Source organism: Halobacillus sp. K22 (assembly GCF_052246795.1).
Lineage (GTDB): Bacteria > Bacillota > Bacilli > Bacillales > Halobacillaceae > Halobacillus.
Genome location: NZ_JBQQCN010000005.1, coordinates 169,345 through 187,515 on the forward strand (window position 1 = coordinate 169,345; position 18,171 = coordinate 187,515).

Annotated in this window: 18 protein-coding genes; 11 read left to right on the forward strand and 7 right to left on the reverse strand. The window is 43.5% G+C overall.

From position 1 onward, the window contains the following. The first annotated feature begins 168 nt into the window (after positions 1-168). From ACTWPM_RS06160 to ACTWPM_RS06200, 9 genes are all read left to right on the forward strand, one after another. On the forward strand, positions 169-957 hold the full coding sequence (locus ACTWPM_RS06160) for an ABC transporter ATP-binding protein (RefSeq protein WP_443132189.1): 789 nt from the start codon (positions 169-171) through the stop codon (positions 955-957). Next, positions 941-1,699, forward strand: coding sequence for an ABC transporter permease (locus tag ACTWPM_RS06165; RefSeq protein WP_443132190.1), 759 nt, complete (start codon positions 941-943; stop codon positions 1,697-1,699). The genes ACTWPM_RS06160 and ACTWPM_RS06165 overlap by 17 nt, the downstream gene beginning before the upstream one ends. 16 nt (positions 1,700-1,715) lie before the next feature. Next, a complete protein-coding gene (locus tag ACTWPM_RS06170; protein WP_443132191.1) occupies positions 1,716-2,723 on the forward strand; it encodes an aliphatic sulfonate ABC transporter substrate-binding protein in 1,008 nt (335 codons plus the stop codon). 769 nt (positions 2,724-3,492) lie between these two features. After that, positions 3,493-4,857, forward strand: a complete 1,365-nt coding sequence (locus tag ACTWPM_RS06175) for a sigma-54 interaction domain-containing protein (RefSeq protein ID WP_443132192.1) — start codon at positions 3,493-3,495, stop codon at positions 4,855-4,857. A 231-nt stretch (positions 4,858-5,088) separates the two neighbouring features. Continuing rightward, positions 5,089-5,784, forward strand: a complete 696-nt coding sequence (locus ACTWPM_RS06180) for a CoA transferase subunit A (RefSeq protein WP_443132193.1) — start codon at positions 5,089-5,091, stop codon at positions 5,782-5,784. A 14-nt stretch (positions 5,785-5,798) separates the two neighbouring features. Continuing rightward, positions 5,799-6,461 (forward strand): 3-oxoacid CoA-transferase subunit B, encoded by a 663-nt coding sequence (locus tag ACTWPM_RS06185; RefSeq protein ID WP_443132194.1) that lies wholly within the window; start codon positions 5,799-5,801, stop codon positions 6,459-6,461. A gap of 26 nt (positions 6,462-6,487) precedes the next feature. Continuing rightward, a complete protein-coding gene (locus ACTWPM_RS06190) occupies positions 6,488-7,264 on the forward strand; it encodes a 3-hydroxybutyrate dehydrogenase (protein WP_443132195.1) in 777 nt (258 codons plus the stop codon). A gap of 22 nt (positions 7,265-7,286) precedes the next feature. Continuing rightward, entirely contained in the window at positions 7,287-8,465 is a 1,179-nt protein-coding gene (locus tag ACTWPM_RS06195) for an acetyl-CoA C-acetyltransferase (RefSeq protein WP_443132196.1), read from the forward strand. Positions 8,466-8,495: 30 nt separating this feature from the next. Further along, entirely contained in the window at positions 8,496-9,782 is a 1,287-nt protein-coding gene (locus ACTWPM_RS06200; RefSeq protein ID WP_443132197.1) for a GntP family permease, read from the forward strand. A gap of 106 nt (positions 9,783-9,888) precedes the next feature. Here ACTWPM_RS06200 and ACTWPM_RS06205 read toward each other — a convergent pair whose 3' ends face one another. Then, on the reverse strand, positions 9,889-10,113 hold the full coding sequence (locus ACTWPM_RS06205; RefSeq protein WP_443132198.1) for a GNAT family N-acetyltransferase: 225 nt from the start codon (positions 10,111-10,113) through the stop codon (positions 9,889-9,891). Then, positions 10,098-10,700, reverse strand: coding sequence for a GNAT family N-acetyltransferase (locus ACTWPM_RS06210; RefSeq protein ID WP_443132199.1), 603 nt, complete (start codon positions 10,698-10,700; stop codon positions 10,098-10,100). The genes ACTWPM_RS06205 and ACTWPM_RS06210 overlap by 16 nt, the downstream gene beginning before the upstream one ends. Before the next feature lie 177 nt (positions 10,701-10,877). On the opposite strand from ACTWPM_RS06210, the gene ACTWPM_RS06215 reads away from it, so the two are divergent. Further along, on the forward strand, positions 10,878-11,585 hold the full coding sequence (locus ACTWPM_RS06215; RefSeq protein WP_443132200.1) for an RsiV family protein: 708 nt from the start codon (positions 10,878-10,880) through the stop codon (positions 11,583-11,585). A gap of 87 nt (positions 11,586-11,672) precedes the next feature. Here ACTWPM_RS06215 and ACTWPM_RS06220 read toward each other — a convergent pair whose 3' ends face one another. The 5 genes from ACTWPM_RS06220 to ACTWPM_RS06240 all read right to left on the reverse strand — a co-directional run bounded on the left by ACTWPM_RS06220 (position 11,673) and on the right by ACTWPM_RS06240 (position 17,086). Beyond that, a complete protein-coding gene (locus tag ACTWPM_RS06220) occupies positions 11,673-12,224 on the reverse strand; it encodes a GNAT family N-acetyltransferase (protein WP_443132201.1) in 552 nt (183 codons plus the stop codon). A 278-nt stretch (positions 12,225-12,502) separates the two neighbouring features. Further along, positions 12,503-13,189 carry a class F sortase gene (locus ACTWPM_RS06225; protein ID WP_443132202.1) on the reverse strand — a complete coding sequence of 229 codons (687 nt, stop codon included), beginning with the start codon at positions 13,187-13,189 and terminating at the stop codon, positions 12,503-12,505. 2 nt (positions 13,190-13,191) lie between these two features. Then, entirely contained in the window at positions 13,192-13,992 is an 801-nt protein-coding gene (locus ACTWPM_RS06230; RefSeq protein WP_443132203.1) for a DUF4397 domain-containing protein, read from the reverse strand. 960 nt (positions 13,993-14,952) lie between these two features. Beyond that, the gene (locus ACTWPM_RS06235) at positions 14,953-16,074 is read right to left on the reverse strand and encodes an amidohydrolase (RefSeq protein WP_443132204.1); all 1,122 of its coding nucleotides are present in this window, start codon (positions 16,072-16,074) and stop codon (positions 14,953-14,955) included. 106 nt (positions 16,075-16,180) lie between these two features. Further along, positions 16,181-17,086 (reverse strand): TIGR01777 family oxidoreductase, encoded by a 906-nt coding sequence (locus ACTWPM_RS06240; RefSeq protein ID WP_443132205.1) that lies wholly within the window; start codon positions 17,084-17,086, stop codon positions 16,181-16,183. 125 nt (positions 17,087-17,211) lie between these two features. On the opposite strand from ACTWPM_RS06240, the gene recX reads away from it, so the two are divergent. Then, on the forward strand, positions 17,212-18,024 hold the full coding sequence (gene recX / locus ACTWPM_RS06245; RefSeq protein ID WP_443132206.1) for a recombination regulator RecX: 813 nt from the start codon (positions 17,212-17,214) through the stop codon (positions 18,022-18,024). Positions 18,025-18,171 lie beyond the last annotated feature (147 nt).

Here is an 18,171-nt window from a genome sequence, read left to right on the forward strand (position 1 = left end):
ATTAATTTGTTTTAAAAATATGCGGAATAGAGGGACAGAAAGCTGAATAAAAAAATCATTCATGAATTTTCCAAATGAAGTTGACACACTATTTCGAATGTCTGTATAATCTAATACTATAATTAAAGCATAGTAAGTTTATAGGAATTATTGACTTAGGGGGCCGTCATGTTTTTACAAATCAATGATGTGAGTAAAACGTTTGATGATAAAAACCAGGGAAGCTTTGAAGTATTTTCTGGAATCGATTTAAATATAGAAAAAAATCAGTTCGTATCCCTGCTTGGCCCATCCGGCTGCGGAAAATCCACTCTTCTTTCCATGGTGGCAGGCCTTGAAAGTGTTTCAAAAGGTTCCATTGTATTAGAAGAGCAGGAAATCAAGAAGGCAGGAACGGACAGAGGCATGATATTTCAGCAGGCCTCTCTTTTTCCATGGCTGAATGTGAAAGAGAATGTGATGTTCCCTTTGAAAAGCATGGGATCTAAAAAGGATGCAGAAGAAAAGGCGGATCGTTTTCTCCAGATGGTCCATTTGAGCCGTTTTAAGGAGCATTACACGCATGAACTATCCGGTGGAATGCAGCAGCGAGTGGCTATTGCAAGAGCGCTTGCTATGGACCCGAAAGTACTGCTTATGGATGAACCGTTCGGGGCGCTTGATGAGCAGACCCGTCACATTCTTCATGAAGAATTAATGAAAATCTGGGAAGAAACGAAAAAGACTATTCTTTTCGTTACTCACAGTATTCAAGAGGCTATCAAGTTGTCTGACCGGGTAATCGTTATGGGAACACGTCCGGGTAAAATCATAGCTGATTTCAATATTGACCTCCCGAGACCAAGGAGACGCGACGATCCTCAAGTGATCGAGCTTGAGAAAAAGGTGATGGGTCTTCTAGAAGTAGAAATTAATAAAGTCCTGAAGGAAGAGCTTAGTTATGAAAGTCATTCTTAAAAGAGTTCTATTTTTAATAGCCGTTATAGGGATTTGGCAGTTAGTCTATTCACTAGGTATTTATGAGAAGATCGTTTTTCCCGGTCCCTTGCAGGTAGGGGAAGCGCTGATCACAGGGTTCACCACAGGAGACTTTCTAAATGCACTGGGAGCGAGTTTCAGGCATTTATTCAGTGGACTTTCACTTGCTATCCTGTTCGGGACCATCCTTGGAGTAATTCTTGGTAAATCTAAGCAGGCGGATGAAACAGCGGGGATGTATTTAATTGCTTTGCAAAGTATCCCAAGTATTGTCTGGGTGCCGCTTGCAATTATGCTGTTCGGTTTTTCAGAGTTCGCTGTAGTATTCGTCGTTGTATTGGGCGGAACGTTTGTCATGGCACTGAATGTCCGTTCTGCCATTCATAGTGTCCCGCCGCAGCTTGTAAGAGCAGCGAGAACGATGGGAACCAATGGACTTTCTCTATTTTTCCGAGTGGAGATTCCGTCAAGTGTTCCTTATTTCATGTCTGGTCTGCGACTGGCCTGGGCCTTCAGTTGGCGTGCACTAATGGCCGGTGAGTTATTAAGTAATGGTCCTGGACTCGGATATTCTTTACGTTATGCGCAGGATTACGCCCGAATGGATCAAGTTATAGGAATTATTATTATCATTGGCGTTATTGGAGCTGTCGTTGATCAGCTTGTTTTTTCTAAATTAGAGAAAAATGTAATGAAACGCTGGGGTTTATTAAAAACATAGAGAGGGGCTAAGATATATGAAGAAATTATTTTCTGTTTTCACGTTACTAACCTTAAGTCTGATTCTGGCTGCATGCGGTGGAGGAGAATCATCTAATGCGAGCGGAGAAGGTGATGGTAATAAAGAGATCACCATAGGCTACTTCCCGAATATTAACCACGTAGCTGGTATGGTTGCCGAAGAAAAAGATTTGTACTCAGAAACACTGCCTGATGGAACAAAAGTGAACTATCAATACTTCCCCGACGGTTCAGCTTTTATGACTGCCCTTGAAACCGGCGATATCCAGGGCGGCCTTGTGGGACCCGGCCCAGCGATGAACCACTTTACAAGCGGCGCTAAAATTAATGTCGTGGCGGCTGGTTCAACTGGAGGTACGGTAATTATGGCTAGAAACGGTGCAGATATTACTACGCCGGAAGATATGCCTGGAAAGACGTTTATCTCTCCTCGTGTAGGATGTACTCATGACGTTCAGTTCGAAACGATGATGAAAGAAGAGTACGGCATTACTTCCAGTCGAATTGACGGACAAATGAAGCACGTAACCGGTAAACCGGCAACTTATGCAAGCTTATTTGAAAGCGGCAAAGTAGATGTAGCTACTGTACCTGAACCATGGGCTTCCTCCATTGAAGAAGAAGGTACTGGAAAAGTTCTTGTGGATACACCAAATGTAGCTTATGGAGAAACTCTTCCTGCAGCGGTATTTGTAACATCTCAAGATCTTGTTGAGAATAACCCGGATATGGTCGATAATCTTGTTGAAGCTCACAAAGAAGCCACGACATTCATTCAGGACAATCCTGAAGAAGCGAAAACAATTGCGATTAAAAAAATCAAAGAAATTACAGACCAGGAGCTTTCCCAATCTGTAATCGACAATGCGTGGGAGCGTATCGACTTCACGTATGAAGTAGAAGAAAAAACACTTCAGGATTTTGCTAACTCTTCCTATGAACTTGGGTTCCTGGAAGAAAAGCCTGATCTAGAAGGCCTTGTCGACACAAGTTTTCTTGATTAATGAATCAGATAAAGAACCGGAATCCAATTGGATCCCGGTTTTTTTGTATGGTTAGAAAAATGGCTCAGTTAAACTTCCGTGTTACTCTTAAGGTAAAGTTCCCGTTTGTAAGACTTAGTTTCAAGGTAATCGGGGGCCGTTACGTTAAATTGAAAAGGGCTGGTGGGGAAATAACTCGCTTTCCTGTGGGGGAACCGGCAAGTCTCCTCAGTCGTTAACACTCCCTGTGGGGTCTCGCCTAGCTCCTTCTCCCACGGGAGTCTCGCTATTTCCCCACCAACCCTACATGGTTTTGGATAACGGACCCTGCTATAGGAGATAGAAGCCATTCTGAATCTGCCTCAAAATGCTTATATAACAAGGGCTCCTACAGTTATACTCACGTAAACCCCCGGTGAGGATCCTAGGTTATACTTGTTCATTGGAAGGCGTTTATGCAGAGGATTTACGAGCTCTCAATAATTGCAAAGGGGCGGAAGGGAACGGCGAAGACTCCTGCGGGAGGAACATGATCGGTGAGATCCCGCAGGGCTGTTAAGCCCGAGGAAGTTCAGAACATGCCCGCGGAAAGCGAGCCGTTCCCTGGAGCCCCTTTCTCCACTCCATATCTCGAATCTGAGTCTTACAGATAACGGCCCTATTGCGTAATAAGGCTCTTATGAAAAATTAACAATAAACTTTAACAAAGCCAAAAGAATATAGCGATTGTATGAAACCGTTAACATGATAAAATAAACGGTAAATGAACGTTTACCGGGAGTGTGAAAGTATGCTTGAAGTGTTGGAAAATTATCGTGATGGAATATTGGAGACCATTTTCGGTAATGTGAATCATTGTATTGTAGTAGTGGATGATCAGGGAATGGTGTCCTATCTAAATGAGAGTTACTGCGAATTTCTGGAAGTGGACAAAGGAAGTGTGATAGGAAAACATGTCACCGAAGTAATTGAAAACAGTCGTATGCACATTGTTGTAGAAACTGGAGAAGAAGAAATGGCCGATTTGCAATTTATTCGCGGCAACTATATGATTGCCCATCGGATTCCGCTTCGAGCTGACGGAAAAACAGTGGGCGCTCTTGGCATGGTTCTGTTTCGAGATACAGAAGACTGGAAGAAGCTGAACAGTCATATCAGAGATCTTTTTCTTGAACTGGAATCGTACCGCAGCCAGATGAAAAAGCTGAACGGAGTCGATTATTCGCTTCATGATATGGTTACCAGTTCTCCTGAAATGGGAGACTTGAAAAGTAAGATTAAAAAGGTAGCACCAGGAGACGTATCGGTTTTACTTCGGGGCGAGAGCGGAACAGGAAAGGAATTAATCGCTCACAGCATCCATCATTTAAGCGATCGCCACAAGGAGCCTTTTGTCAAAGTTAATTGCGCAGCTATTCCTGATCATTTAATCGAATCAGAATTATTTGGGTATCAGGATGGTGCTTTTACAGGTGCTAAAAAGGGTGGGAAGGCCGGAAAGTTTAAGCTAGCTCACGGAGGAACTCTGTTTCTTGATGAAATCGGCGATATGCCGTTGCAGGCTCAAGTAAAGATTCTTCGGGCGCTGCAGGAAGGGGAGATTGAATCTCTGGGATCCACCGCCCCTGAAAAAATCGACGTCCGTATTATTGCAGCCACCCATCAGCCACTCGAGGAGATGATTGCCGAGCAGCGATTCCGCGAGGACTTATTTTATAGAATTAATGTAGTCCCTATCCATATCCCTCCGCTCCGAGATCGTCAGGAAGATATCCGCTTGCTCGCTAAATTTCTTCTGGAAAAAATAACGAAGCGTACAGGGAAGAGAGTGATTGATTTTGATCCGGAAGTGTTTGATTGTTTTCAACAGTACGAGTGGCCGGGAAACGTGCGCGAACTTGAAAATGTGATCGAAGCCGCGGTCTACTTGACGAATGAAGAATTAATCGGAATGCAGGAGTTACCTGAACGCTTAAAAGTGGGTCATTCACCATTCGAAAAACATAAAAGTTTGAAAGAAATTATGGAGGCCACAGAGAGGCAGACGATTGAAAGAACACTGAAACAAGTGCATGGAGATAAAGAAAAAGCAGCGAGCTTGCTCCATATTGGAAAATCGAGTCTCTATGAAAAGGTGAAAAAATATCAATTATAAACCATTCCAGATCTCCGGAAAGCCATTCCGAAAGTCTGGAATGGTTCTTTTTTTATGATATGTAAGGGTTTACATTCAATAGCGGCAATCATCTGTATGACTCGAATTCCAATAATTTGGAATGTTCTATAGTTATTAAGAGTGACAAAAGGCTATTTTATGAACATTTTCGTCATCTTTTAAAGTTGGCACGGTCCTTGCATGTATGTAGGGAGAAGGGAGATGAAGGTTATGAAAAAAATTTATTCATCATTTGAAGAAGCTGTAAACCAGATAGAGGATTATTCGACCATTATGGTGGGAGGATTTGGTTTAGTTGGGATACCGGAGAATCTAATAATGGCCTTAGTAGAAAAGAATGTTAAACATTTAACCATCATTTCGAATAACTGCGGAGTAGACGATTGGGGACTGGGCTTACTCCTGAAAAATAAACAAATTGATAAAATGATTGGATCGTATGTAGGAGAAAATAAAGAATTTGAACGCCAGGTGCTGGAAGGAGAATTGGAAGTCGAGCTTACCCCTCAAGGGACGCTGGCAGAAAGGATTCGTGCAGGAGGAGCTGGTATCCCAGCATTCTACACCCCGGCAGGCGTTGGAACTCCGATTTCTGAAGGAAAGGAAACACGTACATTTAATGGCAAAGAGTATATGCTGGTAACCGGTCTGACCGCTGATTTCACTTTAGTGCGTGCAGCGAAAGGGGACCGTTTCGGAAACTTAGTTTACAACAAAACCGCCCGTAATTTTAATCCGGAAATGGCAACCGCGGGTGAAATTACAATCGCTGAAGTTGAAGAACTCGTAGAGACTGGGGATTTAGATGCTGAACATATTCATACTCCTGGAATCTACGTGCAAGGATTAGTGCAAGGAGATCAACAAAAACGAATCGAACGACTGACATTACGTCAAGAAGCCTAAAAGGAGGAGTTAGTATGGATAAAGCAGTAGTAAGAGAACGAATCGCACGTCGTGCTGAACAGGAAATTGAAAGCGGTTTCTATGTAAATTTGGGGATCGGTATGCCAACGATGGTCGCGAATTATATTCAGCCTGAAAAAGAGGTTGTGCTTCATTCTGAAAACGGGCTGGTCGGCATCGGCCGCTCACCTTATGAAGAAGAAGTAGATCCGGACCTGATTAACGCCGGCAAGGAAACGGTCACAGCTTCGAAAGGTGCCTCTTATTGCAGTAGTGCTGAGTCCTTTGCCATGATTCGCGGTGAACATCTTGATTTAGCGATTCTTGGTGGTATGGAAGTTTCGGAAGATGGTAACTTAGCGAACTGGATGATACCAGGAAAGATGATTAAAGGCATGGGAGGAGCTATGGATATTGTCCACGGCGCTAGAAAAGTGGTCATCATTATGGATCATGTGAACAAATATGGCGAGCCGAAGATATTAAAGCAGTGTAAGCTTCCTCTGACCGGTAAAGGGATTGTGAACCGCATTATCACAGATCGTGCCGTGATCGACGTAACAGATGAAGGCCTGTCTTTAGTGGAGGTAGCAGAAGGGTGGACTGTGGATGACGTAGTGGCATCGACAGAACCAACACTGAAGCTAAGTGAGCGTTTATCATCAGCTGCATTTTAATTTTTTCTTAAAGGGGATGATTCACAATGGTAAAAAATAAAGTTGTATTTATCACTGGAGCCGCAAGCGGTATCGGATATGAAATTGGAATGGAATTTGCAAAGAATGGAGCGAAGGTCATTTTAAGTGACATTAACGAAAAGAAGGTAATGGAAGCAGCGGCTGAAGTTACCGAAGCAGGCTATGAGGCCATCGGACTGACGTGTGACGTGACGAAAGAAACGGAGCTTCAAGAAGCAATCGATAAAACAGTTGAGCAATACGGAAGATTAGATGTGCTGATTAACAATGCAGGATTACAGCATGTCGCATCTATAGAAGAATTTCCAACCGAAAAATTTGAGTTCATTACGAAAGTGATGCTGGTCGCTCCGTTTATGGCAACCAAGCATGTATTTCCGATTATGAAAAAACAAGGGTTCGGTCGGATCATCAATATGGCTTCTATCAATGGTCTAATCGGATTTGCTGGCAAGGCAGCTTACAATAGCTCTAAGCATGGGGTGATCGGCCTGACGAAAGTAACGGCGCTCGAAGGTGCCGAACATGGAATTACGGTCAATGCGGTTTGTCCGGGTTACGTAGATACGCCACTCGTTCGCAATCAGCTGGAAGATCTAGCCACTAATCGAGGGGTGTCTCTCGAGAAGGTCCTGGAAGAAGTAATTTACCCGCTCGTCCCGCAGAAGCGTTTGCTTTCGGTACAGGAAATATCCGATTATACATTGTTTTTGGCTAGTGATAAATCAAAAGGGGTAACCGGCCAGGCTGTGGTTATAGATGGCGGTTACACCGCTCAATAATGAAATGGAAGGTGTGAAAAATATGGAGAATATTTATATTTTAGAAGGTGCCAGAACCCCATTTGGAAGCTTTGGAGGTAACTTGAAAGACGTAGATCCGACTGATCTTGGGGTAACCGTCAGTAAAGAAGCGATCAAGCGCAGCGGAGTAACCCCGGAGGATATTGACTTCACAGTCATGGGGAATGTCATTCATTCAGCTAACAATGCGCCTTACTTAGCCAGACATATGGCTTTAAAAACAGGGATTCCCATTCAAAGCCCGGCTTTCGCCGTAAATCGGCTGTGTGGATCGGGCATGCAGTCGGTTATATCAGCAGCTCAGTCTATCCTTTTAGGTGAAGGTTCAGCAGCGCTCGCGGGCGGCACGGAGAGTATGAGCTTAGCTCCACATGCGATGCGAGGCAGCCGCTTTGGGACGAAACTTGCAGCTCCTAAAATAGATGACATGTTGTGGGCAGCTTTAACCGATGAGTATATAGGAGGGGGAATGGGAGTGACCGCTGAAAATCTTGCGGAGAAGTACAACATTTCCCGGGAACAGCAGGATGAATACGCAGCGGAGAGTCACAAACGTGCAGCAGAAGCCCGCAACAGTGGTAGATTTTCCGATGAGATCGTACAAGTTGAAGTTAAGTCCAAAAAATCCACTGAACTGGTCGATACGGATGAACATATTCGCGAGGATACAACTCCGGAAGTACTTGCCAAATTAAAACCGGCTTTTAGAAAAAACGGAACCGTTACCGGCGGAAATGCAAGCGGGATCAATGATGGAGCTGGAGCGGTTGTAGTGGCTGGTGCAAAGTTTGTAGAGGAGAAAAACCTTAAACCCGCAGCGAGAATTGTTTCCTGGAGTGTTGCCGGAGTTGAGCCAGAGTATATGGGAATCGGCCCGGTACCAGCTATTAAACAGGCGCTGAAGAAGGCTGGACTCACGCTTGATGATATGGCAGTGGTGGAAGTAAATGAAGCATTTGCAGCCCAATACCTTTCAGTAGAGAAAGAATTAGGTTTGGATCGCAATCGAGTAAACGTAAACGGAGGAGCCATTGCACTTGGACACCCAATTGGTGCTAGCGGCACGCGTGTACTATACAGTTTAATTAAAGAATTACAGAAAAGAAATGAAAAATATGGCGTAGCTTCTTTATGTATAGGTGGTGGCCAGGGCATCGCCATGGTGGTTGAAGCCCAGTAAAATGCGGATATTAGGGAAGGAGGAATCTTTATGTTAGGAATTTTTCTAGGACTCGTTGTATTGATGGTGCTTGCCTATGTGGGATGGTCTATTATCTGGGTAGCTCCAATCGCAGCGGGTATCGTGGCACTCACGGGGGGACTCGATTTACTGGAAGCTTATACAGACACCTATATGGGAGGATTTGTTAATTTTGCTAAAGCGTGGTTTCCGGTGTTTATGCTTGGAGCAATCTTCGGTAAATTGATGGAAGATACGGGAATGGCTCGTTCTGTTGCGGTTGCATTAACCAAAGTAATTGGAACGAAGCGTGCCATCCTTGGAGTGCTGGCTTCGGCAGCTGTTTTAACCTATGGAGGCGTCAGTTTATTTGTTGTCGTCTTTGCTGTGTATCCTCTGGCTTTGTCTTTATTCCGCGAGGCTAATATCAGCAGAAAATTAATTCCGGCTACCGTAGCTCTTGGTGCGTTCACTTTCACCATGACAGCTATTCCAGGAAGTCCGCAAATACAAAACCTGATCCCGATGGATTATTTTAATACAGATCCGATGGCGGCACCGGTGATGGGGATTATAGCGGCCATTATTATGGCTGCAGGCGGATATTTCTATCTGAGATGGCAGGAGAAGAAATTGACGGACAAAGGTGATGTATTTACTGAACCAAAAGATAAAAAAATAGTGGATGTAGAAGAACAGAGTAATCCTAACTTTTTATTATCGTTATTACCTTTACTTACGGTATTGATTACATTGAACGTTTTTAAATGGGATGTTGTAACCGCTCTCATTGCAGGGATTGTATTAATTATGGTTCTGAATATTACTAAGTTTAAAGGATTTGTTACTTCTATTAATGCAGGAGCAAGCGGCTCGGTTATTGCCATCATTAATACAAGTGCTGCGGTTGGGTTCGGAACAGTGGTAAGAGAAGTCCCTGGATTTGAACGACTGACTCAAATCCTTATGGGTGTAAAAGGGAATCCACTGATTTCAGAAGCCGTGGCAGTAAACGTTCTTGCCGGTGCAACTGGCTCAGCTTCGGGCGGCATGGGAATTGCGCTGGAAGCCCTTGGTTCGAAGTACTATCAAATTGCCATGGATACGGGAATTAGTCCGGAAGCTTTTCACCGGATTGCTTCATTATCCTCTGGAGGACTCGATGCACTCCCGCACAACGGAGCCGTCCTTACGTTATTTGCCATTACGGGCATGACACATAAAGACAGCTACAAGGATATTTTTGTGGTGGCCGTGCTTATCCCAATTATTTCGGTAGCCGTAGTCATTCTTCTAGCTTCGATCGGGATTTTATAAAAAAACATAAAAAAACACGGAGCTCGAGGCTCCGTATCAGGCTGCCGAGAAACTTCGGCAGCTTTTTAATGGTTAATTAGTAAGTGGGATATGATTTCTTAATGGCTCAGCTCACTTGTTCCACAGGGTGAAAAACGTGCATCATCCATTTACCAATATCCTCAAATCCCAGCCGCTTATAAATACTTCCAGCCTCAGGATTATCGTAGAAGAGGCAAAGCATCTTTCCTTCAGCTAATAATTCCTGGCAAAGCTTTGTCATACATACACTCGCGTATCCTTGGTTCTTATGCTCAGGATGGGTGCAGACGCCGACTACCATGGCGGACATGGAATCTCAGCTGTAGTGGAAGCACACGAAAGCACCTCACGATCATTTTTAATAAAATAAGTGCGTGCAGAGCCGTTTTCCTGGCCTCTTTTCATACTCTCCTCACGACTGTTGTCCATTTCAAACTCTGGGATGAGACTGTGAAGCCTAGTAATTGAAGGAATATCACCTAATTTGGCACGCTGCACATTTTCGGTGTCTGCCTGTTGATCCAAGTAAGCTGAGGTCTCACACTTGGCGTAGTATAATGTGCGCGTCTTTGGCGCTGGATAATCAATATGAGATAGGATCTGGCTGGTGATGGATTGCAGGCCGGACAGCTGCATAAAGTCAGGATCTTCATTGATGATTTCTGCAAACGCCGGGGCATCGAATTCTCCTTCTGCATAGCAGATGTAGTTATTATGGTATTTTAATAAAATGGCGGTTAACTGCTGGTTTTCATCAAATTCACCCCATAATTTCTGAAAGTCCTGATCATAACCGAAGTTCTCAATATCACCGATAATGAATAAATTTTCCGCAGGTTTTTTTGCTAATAATTGCTGACAGGCCTGGTCATCAGCTTCATGCAGTCTTCGTACCAACTCGGTTTCCCTCCTTTTTGTAAATTGTTATTTATTGTACCAAAAATTTCAAAAAAACAATATTTTCTTATCAAAGCTTTATTTTCATGGATGTTAATAAAAACATCTGAAGCCGCTGTTTTTTTTCTTTAGTTTTCCGTTATTGGGTCACACTAAAGAGTACAGGAGGGATGAGCTTTGAAACAGGTTTGGATAATTTTGATTGCAGCTATGTTTATCGTAAGTGGATCAAACATAGGAGAAGCGAAAAGTCACTATAAAATTAAACATAAAGATCAAATTACGAATGACTGGGAAATACACGTCGATTATCCTTTATTTGATCAACTGGAGGATAAAGATTTACAACAGGAAGTGAATACAAAAATTGTCCAAAAACTTGAAGATACGTTTCGAGATGTAAAGAGAGGAGCCGGCGACTTAATGGGTATGCCTGTTCTGTACTATGAAGAAACAGGTGTCTATAGAGAGAAAGATCTGTACTCGGTAGTCATGACCTCTCATATATCGCGGGGGGAGCAATACAACTCAACGGTTACCTCGGTGAACTTTAAAAACACGGATCAAGGAAAAGTGGTGCCGCTCGCTGAATTGGTAGACATGGAAGAGTTGAACAAGCGCGTCCAGAAAGTCATTACCCAGGAACCAGATACCTACAACACTGAAAAATTTAACAAAGTAAGAGATAATACTGCTTTTTACGTTGCAGATGATCAGTTGTTTTTGATATTTAATAAATATGAAATAGCGGCTGGGGTGCATGGAACACCTGAAATTCAAATTCCTTTAAACGGGATGGAGCTGGAGCAAGCTGATGAAACGAATGCTCCGTTTCCGTCTTTTACTTTAATTCATCCACAAACTATCCTGACTGGTAATAACTGACCGCCTCACTTATCCACTTTACTAACAGGGGTGTGGATAAGTTTTGTCCACAGGTTAAAAAAAGGAATGAAAAAGCATAAGCGCTGCTTATGCTTCTAACATTTCCTCATTTTGTTCTTGTTCTCCGTAGTAGTGGAACATATATTGTTCTTTTGTAATCACAAATAAATCATAGATATCTTCTTTACGATTTACCCAGGAATGGACATCAGGGTAGGAATCGTTTCCTAAGGATACATAAGGAATTTTAAGGGCAGCTTTCATGGATCTTACGTTTGTTCTTCTAATCTTCATGAAAATCGCTTCAATTCCCAGGTGGAAGAATACTTCTTCAAAGAAGGCTTCTTTAGCTATCTGGTTGTAGCCTTTTCCAAAATAGGGCTGGCCAAGCCAGGTAGCAAGAAAGCCCATTTGCGAATCGATATCAAATAGGTTGATGGTTCCAATCGGCTGTCCCCATTCATCAAGGATGGTACGTGAAATTAATTCACCTCGATCCTCTGCTTCAATGGTTTGCTTCGTCAAAAAGTAAAATTCGTCACTCGACGAAGCTTTATGACGGACGTAAGGAAAAACTTCTGGGTGGCTCATCAATTCAAAAAGGACCGGGGCATCATGTAAATCACGTTTTTTCAGCATAAAAAATCCCTCCTTGATTAAAGGAGGGTGATCTAAACCGCGCAGGAAAATAACGCTGAATAGTAGGCTCAGACCACCCTCGAATTTTTATCAATTGCTCACAAAAATTCGGGGTGGGAATCGAACCCACTAGAACCAGGATAACCCCCTGGTGGCGCACCATTTGCCTTCCCTAGCTAATACAGCATCATCTAAATTTATAATAATCGATTTGCTCAAAAAAGTGAATAAAATTTTTGTAAAATCCGCATTAATTTTTTGAGTGATTTGTGTTCTATTTATGAACTTGAAAGAACGGTATAAACCGCCAGTCGCTCCGTGTATTCCTGTGCTTCATCATCGTAAGCACCAGTGCAGGTAATCAGGTTCAAGGCTTTCTCATTGGTGGGGCCGAACAGTTCACGGATAGGGGATTCATCCAGTGGATGTGCCACGACTTTCTGGACCGTATAAGTCAGCTTTTCCCCGTCTTTTCCCTCTACGTAGATCGAATCACCTGCTTCAAGGTCTTTCAGATCGTAAAAGATTGCAGGACCATTTCGTCCATCCACGTGTCCGGCTATGACAGAATTTCCGACAGCTCCAGGCTTCGTGCCAGGCTCGAACCAGCCCACTTCTGTCACACTGTTAGGAACAGCCATGCCGCCTTGCTCCGTGTATCCCTGTGGTGCGACAGGAGCATCCACATCAATGGATGGGATGGTTAAGCGGACAGGAACAATTCCTTTTGCTCCGTCCGTGGGGGCCACAACCGCCGGCTCATAATTTTTTTCGATCGGGGTCGATTCCAAAGCATCTTCTGATTGGGTGTTTACTTTCTTATCCATCGTTTCCGCTTGGGTTGTAGTTGGTACAGGTGAATTAGAAAGAACCCTGGTTTCCTCAGCGGGTTCATCTTTAAGCAACTGAAAGCTTAGGACAAATACGAGGAAACCCAGGGTTATAGGATATACAATTTTTTTCATTTTTAGGCTTCAGATCGTTTACGGAAAACGATGAATCCAGCACCCATAGCCATTACACCGAATGCAGCGGCAAGCAGCATAGCATTAGAACCAGAATCGGCTGTTCCACCAAAACCTGTTTCTGGCATTTCAGAAGGCATAGCAGCTGAATCTTGAAGGAGTAGAACTTCAGGACTGTCGGCTGTACCAACCGCAAAAGCACTATACACTTTACCAGCTTCTACTGCTGTTCCAGATAGGTCAATCAGTTGAGTGCCATCTGTTGTACGAACTTCAAGGTCGTATGTTCCTGGCTCTAATTCTTTATAATCGGTTACCATTGGGAATTCAGCACCTGCAAATAGGGCTTCACCATCAATTGGTCCGACATCAACTGCAGGAGCTCCAGGAATAAAGTGGCCTACACGAACTTTAGCCATTCCTTCTGTTGCTGCCATAGAGTCTTCAATAGCTTTCAACTGAAGGTTTTCTAAGTTATCAATCGCAGCAGCTGTATAAGCTTTCCCAGCTTCTACAGTTACATCAGCAGAAATTACAGCGTCCTGTTCACCTTTTGTACCAGCTGCATAAATTTCTACCGTATGTTCTCCGGCAGGAAGTTCCATATAATCTGTTGCAGCTTTAAATTCTGCACCTTCCACAACAGCATTTCCATCTACGTAAACGTCAACAGCAGGGGCGTCAGGAGAAGCATGAAGCACACGAACCATAGCCATTTCTCCATGATGATCAGCGAATACAGCTGGTGCAAATACTCCCAAAACCAAGACGAAAGCAGCTAAAGAGGATAGTAGTTTTTTCATTTTTCCACTCCTTAAGATTTTTTTTATATAAAATTGCCGATAAGTGGCAATTTATATCGAAAGTGGTGTGACCGTCCTTATCAAAAGTTGTACAATTGTTATACATTCATCATATACACCATTTTGCTAATTTTCAAACTAATTGGTGTGCTCAATGTGTTTTATGGAAAAGTTTTTATTAAATCTCCATTAATTATTAAAGAGAAGCTCCCATTACTTGAAGACTCAGTTTCGAGACAATTGGGCCCGTTACTAGAATGGAGAGGAGGGTTGGTGGGGAAATAACTCGTCTTGTTCCATCACCCAGACACTCGAGCCATAAGCCGTTCATCAACGGATGGAAAAACCGCCATCCTTTTGATGCTCGGCTTATGCTGTTCGTGTCTTTCGGGGTGATTGCATATTTGAACACTTTCCCATGGGGGAACGGTGAGCTTCCTCGCTCGTTTCACTCCCTGCGGGATCTCACCTAGTCCCTTCTCCCATGGGAGTCTCGCCATTTCCCAACCCACCCAGCGATATCTAGCGAACGGACCCTTCTATAGGAAAAAGGAGACATGGTAAATGCCTCAAACGCTTCTATAGCAGGGTCATTCACGTGGTAACGCTACAAATCCAATGTGTTCAGAATGTTATCTTTTTCGTAATATTGCTCTACTCCAAAGAGTTTCGAGACACAATTATCGCAAGGTCCGGTGGGGGACGATGTAGACTCCTGCGGGATGAACATGATCGGTGAGATCCCGCAGGGCTGTTAAGCCCGAGGAAGCTCAGCACATGCCCGCGGAAAGCGAAATCGTCCCCCAAAGGACCTTCCTCATAACCAATATCTCGAAACTGAGTCTTCCACAATCCGGCCCTATAGCGTAATAAGTCTCTTATAAAAAATCAACAATAACCAGAGCCATTGCAAAAACATAAAAAAACACCGGTATAATCTACCGGTGTTAGCATTTACTGCTATTCTTGAAAATATACCATCTTTCCATCAATCATAGTCCAGATAGGCTGAGATAGATATTCAAAAGGGTGGCCGCTCCATAAAACTAAATCAGCGTCCTTGCCTTTTTCAATGGAACCTACGCGGTCATCTACTCCTAGATTTTTGGCAGGGGTGATCGTTATTCCTCTTAATGCATCCTCAATTTCCATTCCTTCACGAGCAGCGAGAGCCGCGCATATATTCAAATATTGGATAGGTGTGTAAGGGTGATCTGTGGTAATGGATACTTTTATGCCATGATCATGCAGGATTTTATAAGTCTGCCACGTTTTATTACGCAGTTCGATTTTAGAAGCCCGGGTGAAGGTAGGTCCTACCGAGACCTGTAAATCCCTGAAGGCGAGTTGATCTGCAATCAGGTGACCTTCTGTACAATGTTCAATTCTGAGATCCAGATTGAATTCTTCCGCGAAACGCACTGCGGTCATAATATCATCTGCGCGGTGCGCGTGGATACGGACAGGGATTTCTCTGTTCAGCGCCTGGAGAATGGGCTTGACTCTAAGATCAGGTTCTGGCTCTTTCATAGCCGCATAAAATGTTTCACGCAGTTTGCCCATTATTCCAAGGCGTGTAATGGATGCGTTTTTTGATTGCGAGTGGATCCGCTTCGGGTTTTCGCCCAGTGCTAACTTTAAACCGGCCATTTCTTTAAGGATCATCCCGTTTATCGTATGGCCTACCGTTTTGATGACTGCTGTTGTACCCCCGATCATATTCGCGCTTCCCGGCATAATGTGAGCGGTGGTTACACCAGCCTTTCTGGCTGAGAAGAAGGCGGGATCTAAAGGATGGGCGCCGTCAATCGCTCGTAAATGCGGAGTAATGGCTTCAATGGTTTCGTTGGCATCACTGCCCGCCCATCCTGTTCCTTCATCATATAGTCCTAAATGGGTGTGTACATCTATAAAACCTGGATAAAGATCCATCCCTTTACCATCAATATATTCCGCTTGCTCTGGCAGAGGGATGTCCCTGCCATAATCAATAATTTTTCCATCCACAATGTGTAATTTTCCGTCCTTAATGGAAGCAGAAGTGACAGGATGGATGGTAACATTCGTAATAACGGTATTCATTCAACATACAGCCTTTCAAGTAGTATTACTAGTTATTATACTGGAATTTATTAGTTTAGGGCACAAAAAGAACGAAGCTTTTCAAAACTTCGTCTTTTTTGTCCCCTTATTGTTGCACAATGGATTGAAGGGCGGGCTTTAAATCCGGATATTTAAACGTGTATCCATGAGCGAGCGCTTTTTTAGGAATGACGGACTGACCGTCTAAAAGTAATATACTCATTTCACCGAGGGCCGCTTTTAAAGCGAAAGAAGGAGCAGTCATCCAATGAGGGCGATTCATCACTTCACCGAGAGTCTTCCCAAAGTCTTTGTTTCTTGAAGGATTGGGAGCTGTACCATTCATTGGGCCCTGAAGATCAGAATTGTGAATGGCAAAATCAATCAGCCCTGCGACATCATCTACATGAATCCATGACATCCATTGTTCGCCTGAGCCGACATTTCCGCCGACCATTAGTTTGTAAGGGATCATCATTTTTGGTAAAGCCCCTTCTTCACCCAGTACAATACCAAAGCGTACATAAACGGTCCGAACACCTTTGTCCTTAGCTTGGGAAGCCCGCTCTTCCCATTCAGTTACTACATTGGCAAGAAAGTCATTTCCGGGAGTTGTCGTTTTTTCCGTAAAGGTCTTCGTTTTCGAACGTCCATAGAAACCTACAGCTGAGGCATTTACAAGAACCTGAGGTTTTTCAGGAAGATGATCAATCAGATCGAGGACACCTTCTGTAGCCTGAATACGGCTGTCGAGAATGGAGCGCTTCCTTTCCTCTGTCCAGCGTCCGCTGTTCAAGGATTCTCCTGCTAAGTTTACGATGGCATCAATCTTAGGAAGGTGTTCTTCTGGATGATGCTCGTCTTTTAACCAGCCGACATGGGTGATTTGGTCTGTATCCTGATGCTTCTCAGGACTCCGGGTCAATATGTAAACGTTGTGTCCATCTTCAGCCAATTGACTGGATAAGTGACTACCTACAAAACCTGTGCCTCCGGTAACGGCTATATTCATAAATAATTCCTCCTTCGAATACTTTCGTTCCCATTATTTTACTAAATGGCTTCCATAAAAGCGATTCTTTTCGCTGAACGGTGAATCTAAATCATGCTAAACTACGAAGAAAAGGGAGAGTTAGAATGGCGAAACTTACAAAGATTACGACTCAAAAGAAAAATAAAGGACGTTACAATATCTTTTTGGATCATGGGCAAGGGGAGGCTTATGGATTCAGTGTCAGCGAAGAAATTCTGATCCAATACCGCCTTCAAAAGAATATGGAACTGGATGAATCGACCATTCAAGCGATGATTCAAACAGACACCATTCATAAATCCTATACCCTTGCCATCAACTATTTAAGCTATCGAATGCGTTCAGAAAAGGAAATCAGAGATTATTTAGATGAGAAAGAGGTAGATGAGGAGCATATTGATGAAATCGTCTCCCGACTATATAAGGAAAAACTGCTTGATGATCAGGAGTTTGCGAATTCACTTGTACGAACGCGAGTCATGACCTCAAGCAAGGGTCCGCTTCTTGTGAAAAAAGAACTGGTTGAAAAAGGGGTCCAGGCCTCTCAGGCTGATGCTGCTCTTGACCACTATCCTTTTGATGAGCAGTACAAAAAAGCTATGAAATTCGCCGAAAAGAAGTTAAAAAGTGATAAGAAAAAATCCGCTCGCCAGCAAATTCAAAATGTCCAGCAAACCCTGATGCAAAAAGGCTTTAGCGGAGATGTTGTAAAAGAGGTATTATCTGACCTACCAGAGGAAGAGAATGAAGACGAGCAGTGGGAAGCGGTCGTTTACCAGGGAGAGAAGTTACTCCGCAAATATGCTCATAAAGCAGAAGGATATGAATTGAAACAAAAGATCAAGACAGGATTGTACCGAAAAGGGTTCTCGTTTGACTTAATTGAACGCTTTTTAGATGAAAATGTGGAAGGATAATTAAAGAAAGTCAGCGCCAGGGGATCTCACCGATCATGTTCATCCCGCAGGAGTCTTCGCCGTTCCCTTCCGCCCCTTTGCGATCATTGAGAGCTCAAAATTGTCTGCATAAACGCCTTCCAATGAACAAGGATCATCTATGATTCA

Coding starts and splice junctions, on each gene's coding strand:
- ACTWPM_RS06160 (WP_443132189.1), top strand. CDS start 169: ATGTTTTTACAAATCAATGATGTGAGTAAAACGTTTGATGATAAAAAC.
- ACTWPM_RS06165 (WP_443132190.1), top strand. CDS start 941: ATGAAAGTCATTCTTAAAAGAGTTCTATTTTTAATAGCCGTTATAGGG.
- ACTWPM_RS06170 (WP_443132191.1), top strand. CDS start 1,716: ATGAAGAAATTATTTTCTGTTTTCACGTTACTAACCTTAAGTCTGATT.
- ACTWPM_RS06175 (WP_443132192.1), top strand. CDS start 3,493: ATGCTTGAAGTGTTGGAAAATTATCGTGATGGAATATTGGAGACCATT.
- ACTWPM_RS06180 (WP_443132193.1), top strand. CDS start 5,089: ATGAAAAAAATTTATTCATCATTTGAAGAAGCTGTAAACCAGATAGAG.
- ACTWPM_RS06185 (WP_443132194.1), top strand. CDS start 5,799: ATGGATAAAGCAGTAGTAAGAGAACGAATCGCACGTCGTGCTGAACAG.
- ACTWPM_RS06190 (WP_443132195.1), top strand. CDS start 6,488: ATGGTAAAAAATAAAGTTGTATTTATCACTGGAGCCGCAAGCGGTATC.
- ACTWPM_RS06195 (WP_443132196.1), top strand. CDS start 7,287: ATGGAGAATATTTATATTTTAGAAGGTGCCAGAACCCCATTTGGAAGC.
- ACTWPM_RS06200 (WP_443132197.1), top strand. CDS start 8,496: ATGTTAGGAATTTTTCTAGGACTCGTTGTATTGATGGTGCTTGCCTAT.
- ACTWPM_RS06205 (WP_443132198.1), bottom strand. CDS start 10,113: ATGTCCGCCATGGTAGTCGGCGTCTGCACCCATCCTGAGCATAAGAAC.
- ACTWPM_RS06220 (WP_443132201.1), bottom strand. CDS start 12,224: ATGCTGAAAAAACGTGATTTACATGATGCCCCGGTCCTTTTTGAATTG.
- ACTWPM_RS06225 (WP_443132202.1), bottom strand. CDS start 13,189: ATGAAAAAAATTGTATATCCTATAACCCTGGGTTTCCTCGTATTTGTC.
- ACTWPM_RS06230 (WP_443132203.1), bottom strand. CDS start 13,992: ATGAAAAAACTACTATCCTCTTTAGCTGCTTTCGTCTTGGTTTTGGGA.
- ACTWPM_RS06235 (WP_443132204.1), bottom strand. CDS start 16,074: ATGAATACCGTTATTACGAATGTTACCATCCATCCTGTCACTTCTGCT.
- ACTWPM_RS06240 (WP_443132205.1), bottom strand. CDS start 17,086: ATGAATATAGCCGTTACCGGAGGCACAGGTTTTGTAGGTAGTCACTTA.
- recX (WP_443132206.1), top strand. CDS start 17,212: ATGGCGAAACTTACAAAGATTACGACTCAAAAGAAAAATAAAGGACGT.